The sequence below is a fragment of the Nostoc sp. genome (assembly GCF_036917675.1).
GTDB lineage: Bacteria > Cyanobacteriota > Cyanobacteriia > Cyanobacteriales > Nostocaceae > Nostoc.
On record NZ_JBALCT010000073.1, the window covers coordinates 64,966 to 79,082 of the forward strand.

Here is a 14,117-nt window from a genome sequence, read left to right on the forward strand (position 1 = left end):
TCCAAGAATCCTCTTGGACTGAACGATAAAAATTTAGAGCTATTTCATTCTGATGGTAGAAGCAGACCTGATGCTATCTGCCATAATCTCTCGAACTCAGGTGAGATGTGCTGCAAACTGCGCGATCGCTTTCCACAGCCGCTCTTAAATCTACTCTCTCGTGAATCCCTGAGAGTCGCAGACGCTCTGCGTTGGCATCCAAACTCTAGGCTGATCAACAGATATTAAATATGGTTGCATTGCCAAAAATGCGTAGGCAAAGCCCGTCGTAGACATCGCATCAATTGTGTAGACTTAATGAGTCTGATATACTCATATTGTACTCATTCGCCTAATTCCTAGTTATGAGGTAACATGACAACGCCGATATCATCTAATCCAGAAACGGTAGAAACCAAGCGACAGAACTTTAACATTACTCCAGAACAAGAAGCAAAGCTCAACTGGCTACGTGATGCGATCGCAGCTCCTAATACCAAAGAAACAATCCTGCGTTCCATCGACCTAATGGTTACTCTCAAGCGCCAGATGCGTCCCGGCACTCAACTGTTTCTCCACACAAGAGAAGGGCAAGTCCGTTTACTTATCCCAGAACTTGAATCTTCCCCAACAGGCGACTGGCAATATCTGGTGGAACGCCCTCACCCCTGGCGGCGGCAACCTTACATTAAAGGGCGAAAACTACTTGCCTCGACTGTTTGGCAGGATATGATTGTTAACCAGATGTCAATAGAAGAGGCAGCAGACAATTGGAATCTTCCCCTTGCTGCGATCGAGGAAGCTATTCGCTATTGCGAAAGTCACCAAGAACTTCTGAAACTGGAAGCAGAAGAGGAGCGTTACCGCCTCGAACAACAAGGAGTCTCCCTTGAGCCTAAAACGACTCATTGATGAAGACTCCCAGGCAAAACGTTTAGTTAATTTGTTACAGAGTGCTGATCATGATGTTAGTTAAAGAAGCCGAGAAAGTATTAGATACGGTGACATGACCAGAGTTTATTTAGACACAAGTATTTATAACCGCCCCTTTGATGACCAAACACAGCCAAAAGTATTTCTAGAAACACAAGCTGTCATCTTAATTTTACAAATGGTCGAAGCCAAATTAATAGAATTAGTTAGTTCTTCAGTTCTAGAATATGAAAATAGCCGTAACCCATTTTCTGTAAACCAACAGTCAATGGAGCGATACTTACAAATAGCTACATTGAGAGTATTACTAGATGAAAATATTAGAGGGAGAGCAAAACAACTAGAACAACAAGGGATTAAAGCCATTGATGCTCTCCACGTTGCTTGTGCCGAAGCTTCTAAAAGTGATTATTTTATCACTTGCGATAAAATATTAATCAATCGCTGTCAAGGTTTAACACTCAAAGCAATTAACCCCACTAATTTTATTTTGGAGATAGAAGATGACAATTAAAGTTATTAACGAACAGGAAAACTTACAAGAAGTAATACAAGTTTTACTCACACATTTAGAGCCATCCAAGGTGATGAAATTTTGGGCAGCTTGTAAATTAGGCGAAGGTGATTATTTACAACTAAAAGAAAAGCTATTTGCTCAAGATAATGTTGATAGTTTGTATGAAAAAATTAAAGCCTATCAAGATATGTAATGAAACATAGATGAGTAATTCTGAACGGAACGGAGTATAGTGTTCGCGCAGCGTCTCGTAGAGAAGAATCTCACAATATGTTTCACTTCGCTTAATTGACACATTTAGGATTTATGCAAGAGGTCTATTCTTTTGCGGAGATGTCTAATAAATATCTTCTGAATTGGCATTGAGATAAGGGCGCTGCAAGTCAATTCCCAAATGAGAAAATTGCCCAAGGATAGCCTGCATCCTCCCCTCAATTGATTCATCTCCTTGATACCAAGCTTCCAGTAACCCATTCGCCACAATCTGACAGCGATTCATCCCAAAGCTTTCCTGAACACCAAACTTTTGGTCTGGTTCTTCTGCCAAGCCTAACCCTGGTGCAAGTTGCATGGTAAATAGCGGCACCTCCGGCTGAAAATGCGATTGATTTTCTGCATAAACAGCCTCAAGAACTTGCCGGACAGCTTCATAGTTGCCTTTTTCAAAGTACAGTACTCCTGAATCGTAACGCTTGTAGTCATCTGGGTTATACAGCACCTTAAAGTGGAAGACAATGGGAATGGCATTCAGTCGCCGCGTCAGGCTACCCATCACCACCAGTGCACCTTCAGGGCTGAAGTTAAAGTACACCCGTACCAGATTTTCACCACTTTCAGATGCGGCATTGCTAACTGCCACGTAAAAGCCATTTTGCACCAGATTCTTCGGCATCTTGATAGCGACAGAATCACCTAGCACAGCTGCCACTTCAGTAGGTTGAAGATGCTTATTCCGTTCAATATGCACCCTCAAACCGCCTTTAGTCACGGCTAAACTGCGATCGCTTTCTTCTCTCAAAACAGACCAACCAGGGTCAAAGTAGCCATCTCCAAAATTACTTTCATGTAATCGCTTATAAAACCCCACATCTACCCCTAAAACAGTATTATTCTCCAAATCTAGGGGCAAACCATTTCCCTCCCCATCTAGTGCCAACGTACTTTGCATAGAACCGTTGTAATAGATACCGTAAAGAAAACTCCGCAATTGCAGACTCAGATATTTCTGTTGCATCTGGGTTGGCATCTTCTGAAAACGTTCAGCTGCCTCAGATGGTAATTCCAAAGGTTTGTAATCTGGATGGTGGATGGAGAAATCAGATTTTATCTCAATTTTCCGAACAATATCTTGCAGAACATCCAGTAATTGCCCAGTTAAACCACTCTCTAGCTGAGTTTGAGGAGAATTTAATAATTGCATGACTACTTATTTAGTAATAACAAAATGATTTAAACAGCAGAACTACTCAAGTTAGTCAACTCAACAGCAGCAGCACCAAAAACTGTTGGCATCGATTGTACAGGACGGCTTAATAACGTCTTAGCAACCTGAAGCATAGCAATCCCCATATTGCCAAAAGATTTTTGATATTGAATCATCGCCTGAATCTGTTGAATCAAAGCAAAACCTGTAAATTGCACCACCCGTTGCAAGAAATCAGGGCGGTGTTTTAGAATTTCTGGAAAAGTGTTTAAATAAGCTTGGGTTAATGTATCAATTGAAGGCTGAAGTAGTTCTAAAGGTGTTATTGCCAAGCGTAGAGACTCTTCAATACTCAAAGAATTACTGATAACCAAGTTACTTAGCCAGATTTGCACATAACTAGCAATAAGTGTTCCTAAATCAAAAGCTGGATCTCCCCAAGCGGAGCGTTCCCAATCAATTAGCCGGACAATATTGTTACTGGAAACCTGCCAATCTTTTTGTAAGAGAATATTATTTAGCTTGAGGTCATTGTGGGTTAGACAAGAAGGAATCACAGCATTACCTAATTCTGCGATCGCCTTCCCCAAGCTATCATAACGTTGATATAGAGCAAAAAACTTTAACCCATCGGCAGGAACTAGACCAAAAATTTCCGGTTCAACCCGTTCTAATCCCCGAACCATAAGTGATACTTGATCAGCCATGAAATTATCTGAATTTTTAGAAAAGAATTCCTGATATTCTTGGCGGTTGAAAGTATCACGATGGATAGTCCCTAAAATATTACCAATTGCCGTAGCGATTTCTGTAGGAAAGCTATTTTCTTTAGTGTAGAAATCCATTAAATCCCGATATTCATCCAGATATCTAAAGACAATAATAGAATTCTCTGCATCAAAATGCAGTGCCTCTGGTAAAAATGAGCGGTAGTTGCCAAGGTTTGGAAATCGTTGTAACAACTCTTGAATTCGCCACTCACTTAAAAACTCACCAGCCGCTTTCCCTTCCTGATTGTGTCGTTCTTGTTTAACAAGAAGCTTGCGATCGCCTGACCAACTCAGTAATAAATTAAAATTTTTAGCTGCAACTTGTTCTATCTTAATTGGTGGTTGATTAGACTGATTACATAAACCATCTGCAACTAAATAATCGAAAACATTATGAGAATTCAATAAAAAAGTCATAGGTCTTCATAAATTAATTGTAACTTCTCAAAATACCAGCTTCCTTCTCAATTCGGTCTAAAGCCTTTTTTGCTCGAAAAATAACTCTCAAATAAGCTAATTGACTATTCCAACCTGAACGAGGGAATAGGGTTGCTTGAGAGTCAGGAATAGTCGTATTTTCTGACGAGATAGAGTCACTAGAGATATTATTCATAGAAATGGGATTTTGCAGTTTTTAATTACTAGAAGCAGCTAAAGATGGTACTAGATTTGGTTCTTCTTCCCAACTTTCTGGCCATTGAATGCGATCGCTAGTAAAGTGAAGTGGATCGTTTTCCGGCCAAGGGGCATTAATTGGTTCTTCAATTAGCCCAAACTCGCCATTGTCAAAGGGATTCCCATCTGCCCGACGCTGGAGATACACACGCTCTCGAATACCGCTTTTTTCCTGAGTGAGGGCGCGATGATGACAATAAGGATTGTTCCCTCTCTTATCAAAGAAAACGTGAGCAGTCCAAGTGCAACCGCCTCGACAAAGTTCAGCAAATTCACAAGTCTTGCAAAAACCCCATAAGTGTGATGTTCCTTTAGGAGTATCAGCGCCGAGATTAAACCGTAGTTCTTCAGTTTCTTCAATAATTGTTCGCAGTGAATAGTCGCGGATGTTGCCGCCAGTGTATGCCGTGGTAGGCAGTGAGGGACAACCTTTGATCGCACCATCGGCTTCGATGCCTAAAGAAGACAATCCAGCATTGCACCCCTGCCAAAAAGTCCAAGCGTCTCCTTCTCCCCGCAACATTCGTTCATAAGGCCCGTAGTAGCCAATATTATTTCCTGGCTGTACTTGCACCCCTTCTCGCTTTGCGCGTTGGGCAACACGAGCAATCATCGGATATACATCTAGTAGTTCATAAGGTTGCAGCAGAATTTCACTATTATCAGCGGCATTCCCCATTGGTACAGTCAACTGAATTTGCCAAGCCAAGATGCCAGCGTCGCGCAGATGCTCGTAAATTCGTGGAAATTCTGGTGCAGAGAGACGATTGATTTGAGTATTGCAACCGAAGGGTATACCAGCTTGTTTGAGATTGCTCATAGTCTGAAACGCCCATTGCCAGGAGCCTTGTCTACCACGGAGGCGATCGTGAGTTGCTTCTAAGCCATCAACTGAGACAGATACCACACTAATTCCAGCTTCCTTCATCCGGTGTGCTGTCTCCAAAGTGATCCCATAACCCCCAGTCGTCATACCACAAAGCATCCCAGAAGAAGTAATTGCTTGGGCAATCTCTAGCCAGTCAGGACGCAAAAATGCTTCACCACCAATTATGGTTACTTCTGTGATTCCAACTTCCGCCATTTGTCTAACTAAATCAAGGGCTTCTGCTGTAGAAAGCTCGTTAGCTCTTGTATGTCCTGCGCGAGAACCGCAGTGCTGGCAAGCTAGATTACACTTTAATGTAATTTCCCAAACTGCATAACTAATTCGGCGATAAGTCATTAGAATACCCTCAATTAATTTCTTGAGAAAAGGACGAATATATCCCTATTCGTCCCCATAGACCTAAACTGTTATCTAAGTAAGAAAATCTGGCTGAATAACTCCATAAGCAAGCTGATAACCAGGTGGCTTATGCTGACAATGAGGCGGCGAAACAATAACTCCATAAAACGGCCGTATAGTAGGCTTTCCAGTAATTAATGAAGCACCACCAAAAACGGCTTCTAGTTCTTGTTCATTTAAATCCTTGAGTTCATCTTCGCCAGCAGTTGACTCTAACAATTGAGCCGTATATTCTTCAAACTCGTCCTGGGTGAAATTGTAGCCAGCACTTTTAACAATTTGGCTACATTCATCTTTACTTGTCACTCCTTGAATTTGAGCGCGAAAAGCCTCATCATTTGCTAGCTTTGTATAAAAGGCTTGAACATTTTCTATAGACACGATTTTCTCCTGAAATTATTTAACTACAGACCTAGCTTGGCTTAACCAAAAATCGGTATTGCCACCTCAACTGCTAGCTCAGATGCGTTGTAGTTATCTGTAATAACTTGCGGACAACGCATACAAGCTGCCTTGCCTTCTTGCTGCCACCACCGACAATCTCGGCGTATGGAACAGGGTGGTAGTTCTTCTGCTACTACAGGTAACTTTTCTACAATTCGCATTGCTAGACGGCAATCTTGTCCATCAAAATGCTGACAACCCTTAGTAGCGCAAGGTGCTGCCGTCCGAAAAATTTCGGCAGGTGTAATTGGACTAGCTTTTGCTATTAGTTCATCCGTGATCGGTTGGGGCTTTTTGAGATAAGCTACACGGGGTTGTGTCACTGTCCCACCGACTATGCCAAAGACAACACTATCCACAGATTCGGGTCTAGCACTGGGACAAAGTGTAGGTTTATCAGCAGCAAATTCTTCCATCAATTGAGCCTCCAAGGAAGAGAACCTTTATGACAAAACGGTTTGCTCTGGATATGGATATGCTATGATTCCTATCAAAATAGGGGCTTTAAATTTAATAACATTAGAAGTTGTTCCACCTGCAACGCTTTTCATTTCCTCATCAGACAAAGTATCTTCTGAATCTAAACCTTGGTTCCGTCGTTCCACCGCATTTTTTACGGCATCATCAATTAGATCGTTAATTTCAAGTTGACCGTTATACTTCCTTTCCATGTTGATTTTCCTCTAAATGTTGACATTTTTAGGCTTAAAGACTGAATCAAATTGCCTAACTATGTCCTCATTTTATAAAAAAGGAAAGCTACTAACTCTATTGTTAAGATTCTCAATTAGACATAAATAAAACTTTTATGTCACTAAAAAATAAGTGTTGAAATATCCGATTTTTGAGGAAGAACATATATCAGTTAATCAAGCCATATACTCTTGCATACTAATCAAAATTGAATATTTCGATAATTATGACCATTAACTATAATGATTATGTCCCAAAATTATTACCAACTGGCAGGCAATGTCTAATGAAAATACACTCGAGATAAACTCCTAAGAGGATGTTTGAAAAGTATTATTGGTAACATCCAAAGCCTCGGAAACCTAACCCCCTAGCCCCCCTTCCCTACAAGGAAATGGGGGTTTCAAAGCCTATTGACCTTTCGGGGAGAGGAATGGAAGCGGGGTTTTTAGTATACTTTACGACTTTTCAAACATCCTCTAAGACATTATTATGATTTATAAAATCTCAAGATGTAAAGTAAAATTTGGCATTTATAGCACTAGATGCTTATACGCTCACTACCCTTTATTTACAACTTATTGCTTGACAAATAAAGCCCGATAAACAGGTTCACCCTTTTTTTGCGTACTTATTTCCCGTTCTGTGGGAACTGGTAACGGATTTTCGGCTAACCATTCTTCTGTACCAACTCTTTGAAAAGCTGGATTTTCAGCAAAGCGATCGCGCATTTCCACCGCAACAAATTCCATATCTGATTGCAGAAATACAACTCCACCAACCGCAAGATAATTAGCTAAGTCTGCCACTAGTTCTGGTTGGACTACACGACGTTTAGCGTGGCGGGTTTTAAACCAAGGATCGGGGAATTGAATTGTAACGCGTTGTAAACTTTCTGGAGGGAGCGAAGATAAAAGCGATGCGTGGGTTGGGCTTTGCCTACGCAGTGAGTTATTCACATTGCAAAATAAGTAATGCAGATTTGTTAAAGCCAACTCAGAACGTAACTTATTCGCCTCCCCCACCAGAGGTTCCCGAATTTCTAAGCCTAAATAATTCCAGTTTGGTTCTATCTTGGCCATATTCATCAAAAACTGTCCCTTAGCGCAGCCAATATCTAAATGTAGTGGTTGATTTGGCTTTGCATAAATTTTTTCCCAGTCAAGGGGACTTGGTGGTGTTTGATACTTTTTACCAAGTGGATTAACATGCTGGCGAACTCGGACTGCTGCCAAAAGTTGCTCTCCTTTACGTGAAAATATTCTGTGGTGTTACATTAGAGCAGCAATTGGGGATTGGATTGAAAAAACTAGCAAAATATTCATAATTATACTAAAACACACTAAGTTAGAGATGGGCAAAGAGGAATATACGCATCTGGTTTAGGTGAGATTTATAAAGTTATTTTCGGAAAAAACAAGGCACAGATCAATAAATTCAGGATTTCCGAATAAGAGTGAAGCAGCTCTCAAAACCTCATCCCCAACCCCTCTCCTTACTAAGGAGAGGGGAGATAAAGCAACCTTAGCTAATTTGGTTCATCAATCATTTCCGGTACTAAAGCTGGGTTAGTTTTACGTTCTTCTACCGATTGCTCCCGAATAACATCGTCAATTTTCCGAGGGTGTTTGATTTTGTCCAGTACCTCTGGACTTAATTGCGATTCATCACCTTCTGGATTGGACTTTTCAGCTTGACTAGGAACTGTTTCCTTATTCATCACTATTTCCCCAAACTTATACGCCAAGCTTAAGCTCTTCTAGAGTGAATACACACTATCTTGGGACTTAATTTCACATAGCGGTAGGTAAGAAAGACGATCGCCTCCTGTAGACTAAAAATGATTCAGTAAACTAAATAGCCTCTACCATAAAAAGCGTAAATATTCAGTATTTTACGTTTCACAAAATTAGGAAATAAGCAGTGTTACCAAAAAAGCCCCCGACTACCAATGAGACTCAACGCTGGACATTTGCTCAACTTTTTGGACTGGTAAAACGTAATCCCTTGATGATTTCGCAGTGGGCGATCCTCTGGGCACTTGTGGGGACTGCTGGTGGTCTATTTGCGGCGTTGTACTGGAATGTTCTAGAGTTTTTAACTCAACAACTGCAACGATTTGAAGGTTTTAGCTTTATGAAGCCCTGATGCCAGCCATTGTTTCCAGTTGCGCTAGTTATCTGGTATTTGCCGCAATTACACATTTGGGAATTGCGCCCACTTGGCATTTTCCCCAGTACCACTTAGAGAAAATTGATGATTTTGCGATCGCGATTATGTTCGGAATCATTGGGGCGGTGGCGGGATGGATTTTTATGGGCATTTTTCGCGGTTGCGATCGCCTTTTTGCCCGGATTCCCGCCCCCATTTATGTACGCACAACCCTAGCAGGACTAGGACTTGGCATTTTAGCAGTTTTATTACCACTAACCCGTTATTTTGGACATGAAGAGTTAGAGCCAGTCCTAAATACTAGTTTTCCTGCTGTTTTTCTCTTAACTCTAGCTCTTGCTAAAATGGCTGCCATTAGCATTACCGTCACAGGTGGGTGGCGCGGTGGATTCATCATCCCCTTGTTTTTCACTGGTGCTTGTATTGGTAAAGCAGTAGCACTCTTAATTCCAGGACTTAATCCCACCCTTGCCATGATTTGTACAAGGGCGGCGATCAATGCAGCCGTAACGCGTACACCTATAAGCACGACTTTGCTACTGTCAAAACTGACTAACTTAAGTCCTTTGACACCGATCCTGTTTGCCAGTTTAGTTGGATTTTTTCTCGCTCCCAAAGTTCCCTTGATTGCATCTCAACTCAAGTCTCAGCAAACTTTTGAGTAAACTCAAAATTAAAAATTACAACTTGGAGCAAAGCTTAGAGTATTTACCATATCCCAGCAAAACGTTTGAGTTAGTCCTCCAGGCAAAATAAGGCAATATATGCTAGGATTGTATCAAAATATAGCAATTATTCAAGAGCAATTTAGAATAATTTTGCGCTTTGTTGAGTAAAAAAGCTAAAATCTACGATTTTTGGAGATTTTTAGGTTATGACAACCTCACAGGAGAGGATTATCCCGATAGACTTGCGAACCGAAATGTCGCAGTCTTATCTGGAATACGCCATGAGCGTGATAGTGGGTCGGGCGTTGCCAGATGCCAGGGATGGTCTAAAACCTGTGCATCGTCGCATTCTCTACGCAATGCACGAGCTAGGTCTGCTCCACGATCGCCCGTTTAAAAAATGCGCCCGTGTGGTGGGGGAAGTATTAGGTAAATATCACCCCCACGGCGACACGGCAGTGTATGATGCCTTGGTGCGGATGGCACAGGATTTTTCGATGCGATCGCCCTTAGTTAACGGACATGGTAACTTTGGTTCGGTAGACAACGATCCGCCAGCCGCAATGCGATACACAGAATGCCGCTTGCAAGCTTTAACTAGTGCTGGTCTACTCCACGACATCGAATTAGAAACTGTAGACTTTGCCGATAACTTCGACGGTTCCCAGCAAGAACCGACAGTCTTACCAGCACGGATTCCGCAGTTATTGCTCAACGGTTCCTCTGGAATTGCCGTGGGTATGGCCACGAACATTCCCCCCCACAATTTGGGCGAATTGATTGATGCTTTGGTGGCTGTAATCCACAATCCAGAAATCACCGATCTCGAATTAATGCAGTATGTCCACGGCCCAGACTTTCCGACTGGGGCGCAAATTTTGGGGACATCTGCCATTCGAGAAGCTTACACCACTGGGCGTGGTTCTATTACCATGCGTGGTGTAGCTAACATTGAAACCGTTGAACAACGGGGACGCCCAGATAGAGAAGCAATTATCATCACCGAATTGCCCTATCAAACCAACAAAGCGGCGCTAATTGAAAAAATCGCCGAAATGGTGAACGAGAAGCGTCTAGAGGGCATCGCAGATATCCGAGATGAAAGCGATCGCGACGGGATGCGAATTGTGATCGAACTCAAGCGTGATGCTTATCCCCGCGTCGTTCTGAACAACCTCTACAAGCAAACGCCACTGCAAGCGAACTTTGGGGCGAATATGCTGGCGTTGGTGAATAGCGAACCCCAAGTACTCACCCTCAAGCAGTTCTTAAGCGTCTTCTTGGATTTCCGCATCGAATCCATTGCCAGACGCACCCGCTACGAACTGCGGAAAGCCGAGGAACGCGACCATCTCCTGCAAGGGTTATTGATTGCGCTTTCCCAGTTAGATCCGATTATTGTCTTGATTCGCCATGCACCAGATGCGCCCACAGCCAAAGGCGAGTTGATCACAACTTATGGACTCTCGGAAGTCCAAGCAGATGCGATTTTGCAGATGCAATTGCGGCGGTTGACTGCCTTAGAAGCAGACAAAATTCGTCTGGAACACGATGATTTGCAAACCAAAATTACCGACTTGCAAGATATTTTGGCACGTCGGGAGAGAGTGCTAGAAATCATTGAAACCGAAGTCGCGCAACTAAAAACTAGTTTTGCCACACCCCGCCGCACGGTAATTTTACCAGGGGAAGGGGAATTAGATGACCGTGACCTAATTGCCAATGAAAAAGCGATCATTCTGGTTACAGAGCAAGGTTACATCAAACGGATGCCAGTCAACACCTTTGAGGCGCAAAGCCGTGCTACTAGAGGTAAAGCCGCAGCTAAAGTCAAAGATGATGATACTGTTGAGCATTTCTTGACTTGCTGCGATCACGACAGTATTTTATTCTTTAGCCAGCGTGGTGTCGTTTACTGCCTAAGAGCGTATCAAATTCCAGTGAGTTCGCGTACCAGTCGCGGGACACCAATTGTTCAAATGCTACCCATTCCCAAAGAGGAGAAAATCACCTCGATTGTACCCGTTGACGAGTTTAGCAAAGAAGAATATTTGGTTATGCTCACCAAAGGCGGCAATATCAAGAAAACCGAATTGGCAGCGTTTAGTCACATTCGCGCCAATGGCTTGATTGCGATTTCCTTAGAAGAAGGCGACCAACTCCGTTGGGTGCGACGCGCTAAAGCAGAAGACAGCGTAATCATTGGTTCTCGTCACGGGATGGCGATTCACTTCCGGTGCAACCACGAACAATTGCGTCCTTTAAGTAGGGCGACTCGTGGGGTGAAAGCCATGAAACTCAAAAATAAAGATGAACTGGTGGGTATGGATATTCTCCCCGCAGCAGTTCTTGCCACTTTGGATACAGAAATAGAAGCCGAAATTGAAGATATCGAAATTATCGAAGCAGTCGAAACAGAAGATATCGAAATTATCGAAACTATCGAAACTATCGAAATTAATGAAGAATCCCCAGAAGTACCTGGCAACGGCAGTATTGGTCCTTGGGTATTAGTAATTACAATGGCAGGATATGGTAAGCGGGTACCAGTTGCCCAGTTCCGGCTGCAAAATCGGGCTGGTCAGGGTTTAATGGCAACCAAGTTCAAAAACCGCAAAAACAAAGACAAGCTGGCAACCCTACGCATTGTCAACGACGATGACGATGAAATGATGATGGTGACAAATCGCGGTATTATCATCCGTCAAGCGTTGAATGCGATTTCTATCCAATCGCGATCGGCAACTGGAGTCAGAGTGCAGCGTTTAGATGAAGATGACGCGATTACCGGAGTGGCAATAGTTCCACCTGATGCTGTCGATGCAGAAGAAGCAGAGTAAAAAGCAGGGGGAGCAGGGGAAGCAGGGGAGGCAGGGGAGGCAGGGGGAGAGGTTTATCTCTTTACTACCTTGCTTAATTGCCTTAGCTAGCGGCATTTTAATGGGGCTAACCGTAGCCCCAGTAGGTGCATGGTTCTTGGCCTGGATTGCCTTAGCTCCCCTATGGATCTTGGTTGTTAGTTCTAGCTCAATCCAAAATCCAAAATCCAAAATCCAAAATGCCTTCGCTTGGGGTATCGGTTATCACGGTGTCGCCTTATTTTGGATTACCGGAATTCATCCGATGACATGGTTGGGCGTTCCGTGGTTGCCAAGTTTGGCAATTACCCTTTTTTGTTGGGGATTTATCAGTGTATTGGGAGGGGTATTCGTAGCTATTTGGGCGGCTGTAATGGTTCGCCTGGGTGGACAAAAATCGTGGCTACGTATATTAATTGGTACAGCTGTCTGGTGCGGCTTAGAAAGTCTATGGAGTGCTGGTCCTCTGTGGTGGAGTTCCCTTGCTTACACCCAAAGTCCACACAATCTCGTGATTTTACATCTGGGCCAACTCTCTGGGCCTAATACTGTGACAGCAGCGATCGCCGCCTTTAATGGTTTAATTGCTGAAGGATGGACGAACCGCAGAGACACAGAGGGCGCAGAGAGAATTTCCTCTGTGTTCTCTGCGCCTCTGTGGTTCGTTAATAGATACTTTGCTACCGCCATAGGATTATTAATTAGCTTACACCTGATTGGTTTTATCTTATATAGCCGTCCGATTGCTCAACCCCCAGAAGCGGCTTTGAAAGTGGGGATTGTTCAGGGTAATATCCCGAACCGACTTTTACGAAGTTCCGAAGGGTTTCGTCGCGCTCAAGAAAATTACACCAGTGGGTATATAACTTTAGCAGACCAAGGTGTAGATGCAGTCCTCACCCCAGAAGGAGCCTTACCTATTTTCCAGCGTGACTTGTTGGGAACTGCCTTAGTCGCAGCCGTGAAACTAAAAGGTGTAGTTGCTTGGATTGGGGCTTTTGGCGAACGGGGAGACAGTTATACAATTAGTTTGTTTACTTTCAACAGTAAAGGTGAAATTGTCAGCCGCTACGATAAAGCCAAACTAGTACCTCTGGGAGAATATATTCCTTTTGAAGGAATTTTAGGTGGAATAGTTCAGCGCTTGTCACCACTGGATGCACACCAAGTTCCCGGTTCAGCAAATCAGCTATTTGACACTCCTTTTGGTCGAGCGATCGCTAGTATATGTTATGAATCTGCTTTTCCTGAACAATTTCGCCGTCAAGCTGCGGCGGGTGGGCAATTTATCCTCAGTTCTTCCAACGATGCCCATTACACTGCATCCATGCCATTGCAGCACCATGCACAGGATATGATGCGGGCAATTGAAACTGATCGATGGTCAGCACGGGCAACTAATACCGGATATTCAGCCTTTGTAGATCCTCACGGTAGAACCTTGTGGATATCTGGATATAATACCTACGAAACTCATGCTGAAACAATTTATCGGCGACAGACAAAGACTTTATATGTGCGCTGGGGTGATTGGTTAACACCGTTGTTATTAATATCTTCTGGAGGATATTGGCTGGTGATTCAACTTAGGGATAAGAATTAAATAACATACAATTTATATCCCTGGCTTACCTCACCCTCAATCCCTCTCCTTATAAAGGAGAGGGAAGCTAGAGATTAATCCACGTTCCTTTAGG

General features: G+C 43.1%; 14 protein-coding genes and 1 pseudogene. 6 read left to right on the top strand and 9 right to left on the bottom strand.

Annotation, left to right across the window (positions count from 1 at the left end; all coding sequences use genetic code 11):
• The first annotated feature begins 354 nt into the window (after positions 1–354).
• The 3 genes from V7K31_RS28890 (at position 355) to V7K31_RS28900 (ending at position 1,622) form a co-directional block, all read left to right on the top strand.
• Positions 355–891, top strand: coding sequence for a hypothetical protein (locus V7K31_RS28890; protein ID WP_335099383.1), 537 nt, complete (start codon positions 355–357; stop codon positions 889–891).
• Between the two features lie 94 nt (positions 892–985).
• Positions 986–1,426 carry a PIN domain-containing protein gene (locus V7K31_RS28895; protein WP_335099386.1) on the top strand — a complete coding sequence of 147 codons (441 nt, stop codon included), beginning with the start codon at positions 986–988 and terminating at the stop codon, positions 1,424–1,426.
• Positions 1,416–1,622, top strand: coding sequence for a hypothetical protein (locus V7K31_RS28900; RefSeq protein ID WP_335099388.1), 207 nt, complete (start codon positions 1,416–1,418; stop codon positions 1,620–1,622). The genes V7K31_RS28895 and V7K31_RS28900 overlap by 11 nt, the downstream gene beginning before the upstream one ends.
• Before the next feature lie 144 nt (positions 1,623–1,766).
• On the opposite strand, the gene V7K31_RS28905 is transcribed toward V7K31_RS28900, so the two are convergent.
• From V7K31_RS28905 to V7K31_RS28945, 9 genes are all read right to left on the bottom strand, one after another.
• Positions 1,767–2,849: a T3SS effector HopA1 family protein gene (locus V7K31_RS28905; protein WP_335099391.1), complete on the bottom strand. Its 1,083-nt coding sequence runs from the start codon at positions 2,847–2,849 to the stop codon at positions 1,767–1,769.
• 29 nt (positions 2,850–2,878) lie between these two features.
• On the bottom strand, positions 2,879–4,039 hold the full coding sequence (locus V7K31_RS28910; protein ID WP_335099394.1) for an aminoglycoside phosphotransferase family protein: 1,161 nt from the start codon (positions 4,037–4,039) through the stop codon (positions 2,879–2,881).
• A 13-nt stretch (positions 4,040–4,052) separates the two neighbouring features.
• Positions 4,053–4,235: a hypothetical protein gene (locus V7K31_RS28915; protein ID WP_335099396.1), complete on the bottom strand. Its 183-nt coding sequence runs from the start codon at positions 4,233–4,235 to the stop codon at positions 4,053–4,055.
• 21 nt (positions 4,236–4,256) lie between these two features.
• Entirely contained in the window at positions 4,257–5,522 is a 1,266-nt protein-coding gene (locus tag V7K31_RS28920) for a nif11-class peptide radical SAM maturase 3 (RefSeq protein WP_335099398.1), read from the bottom strand.
• Positions 5,523–5,597: 75 nt separating this feature from the next.
• Positions 5,598–5,966, bottom strand: coding sequence for a Nif11-like leader peptide family natural product precursor (locus tag V7K31_RS28925; protein WP_335099400.1), 369 nt, complete (start codon positions 5,964–5,966; stop codon positions 5,598–5,600).
• A 41-nt stretch (positions 5,967–6,007) separates the two neighbouring features.
• Positions 6,008–6,445, bottom strand: coding sequence for a nitrogen fixation protein (locus V7K31_RS28930; protein WP_335099402.1), 438 nt, complete (start codon positions 6,443–6,445; stop codon positions 6,008–6,010).
• Between the two features lie 27 nt (positions 6,446–6,472).
• On the bottom strand, positions 6,473–6,700 hold the full coding sequence (locus V7K31_RS28935) for a hypothetical protein (protein ID WP_335099404.1): 228 nt from the start codon (positions 6,698–6,700) through the stop codon (positions 6,473–6,475).
• 600 nt (positions 6,701–7,300) lie between these two features.
• Complete coding sequence (gene trmB, locus V7K31_RS28940; protein ID WP_335099406.1) at positions 7,301–7,957, bottom strand: tRNA (guanosine(46)-N7)-methyltransferase TrmB; 657 nt, start codon at positions 7,955–7,957, stop codon at positions 7,301–7,303.
• Between the two features lie 293 nt (positions 7,958–8,250).
• Positions 8,251–8,442 (bottom strand): hypothetical protein, encoded by a 192-nt coding sequence (locus tag V7K31_RS28945; RefSeq protein WP_335099409.1) that lies wholly within the window; start codon positions 8,440–8,442, stop codon positions 8,251–8,253.
• A 203-nt stretch (positions 8,443–8,645) separates the two neighbouring features.
• Between V7K31_RS28945 and V7K31_RS28950 the strand changes: the two are divergent.
• From V7K31_RS28950 to lnt, 3 genes and pseudogenes are all read left to right on the top strand, one after another.
• Positions 8,646–9,559: pseudogene (locus V7K31_RS28950) on the top strand (chloride channel protein).
• Positions 9,560–9,768: 209 nt separating this feature from the next.
• Entirely contained in the window at positions 9,769–12,402 is a 2,634-nt protein-coding gene (gene gyrA, locus V7K31_RS28955; protein WP_335099411.1) for a DNA topoisomerase (ATP-hydrolyzing) subunit A, read from the top strand.
• A complete protein-coding gene (lnt, locus tag V7K31_RS28960) occupies positions 12,383–14,023 on the top strand; it encodes an apolipoprotein N-acyltransferase (RefSeq protein ID WP_335099413.1) in 1,641 nt (546 codons plus the stop codon). The genes gyrA and lnt overlap by 20 nt, the downstream gene beginning before the upstream one ends.
• Positions 14,024–14,117 lie beyond the last annotated feature (94 nt).

Bases quoted from the DNA above. Each gene is read 5' to 3' on its own strand.
- V7K31_RS28890 (WP_335099383.1), top strand. From the start codon at position 355: ATGACAACGCCGATATCATCTAATCCAGAAACGGTAGAAACCAAGCGA.
- V7K31_RS28895 (WP_335099386.1), top strand. From the start codon at position 986: ATGACCAGAGTTTATTTAGACACAAGTATTTATAACCGCCCCTTTGAT.
- V7K31_RS28900 (WP_335099388.1), top strand. From the start codon at position 1,416: ATGACAATTAAAGTTATTAACGAACAGGAAAACTTACAAGAAGTAATA.
- V7K31_RS28905 (WP_335099391.1), bottom strand. From the start codon at position 2,849: ATGCAATTATTAAATTCTCCTCAAACTCAGCTAGAGAGTGGTTTAACT.
- V7K31_RS28910 (WP_335099394.1), bottom strand. From the start codon at position 4,039: ATGACTTTTTTATTGAATTCTCATAATGTTTTCGATTATTTAGTTGCA.
- V7K31_RS28915 (WP_335099396.1), bottom strand. From the start codon at position 4,235: ATGAATAATATCTCTAGTGACTCTATCTCGTCAGAAAATACGACTATT.
- V7K31_RS28920 (WP_335099398.1), bottom strand. From the start codon at position 5,522: ATGACTTATCGCCGAATTAGTTATGCAGTTTGGGAAATTACATTAAAG.
- V7K31_RS28930 (WP_335099402.1), bottom strand. From the start codon at position 6,445: ATGGAAGAATTTGCTGCTGATAAACCTACACTTTGTCCCAGTGCTAGA.
- V7K31_RS28935 (WP_335099404.1), bottom strand. From the start codon at position 6,700: ATGGAAAGGAAGTATAACGGTCAACTTGAAATTAACGATCTAATTGAT.
- V7K31_RS28945 (WP_335099409.1), bottom strand. From the start codon at position 8,442: ATGAATAAGGAAACAGTTCCTAGTCAAGCTGAAAAGTCCAATCCAGAA.
- gyrA (WP_335099411.1), top strand. From the start codon at position 9,769: ATGACAACCTCACAGGAGAGGATTATCCCGATAGACTTGCGAACCGAA.
- lnt (WP_335099413.1), top strand. From the start codon at position 12,383: ATGCAGAAGAAGCAGAGTAAAAAGCAGGGGGAGCAGGGGAAGCAGGGG.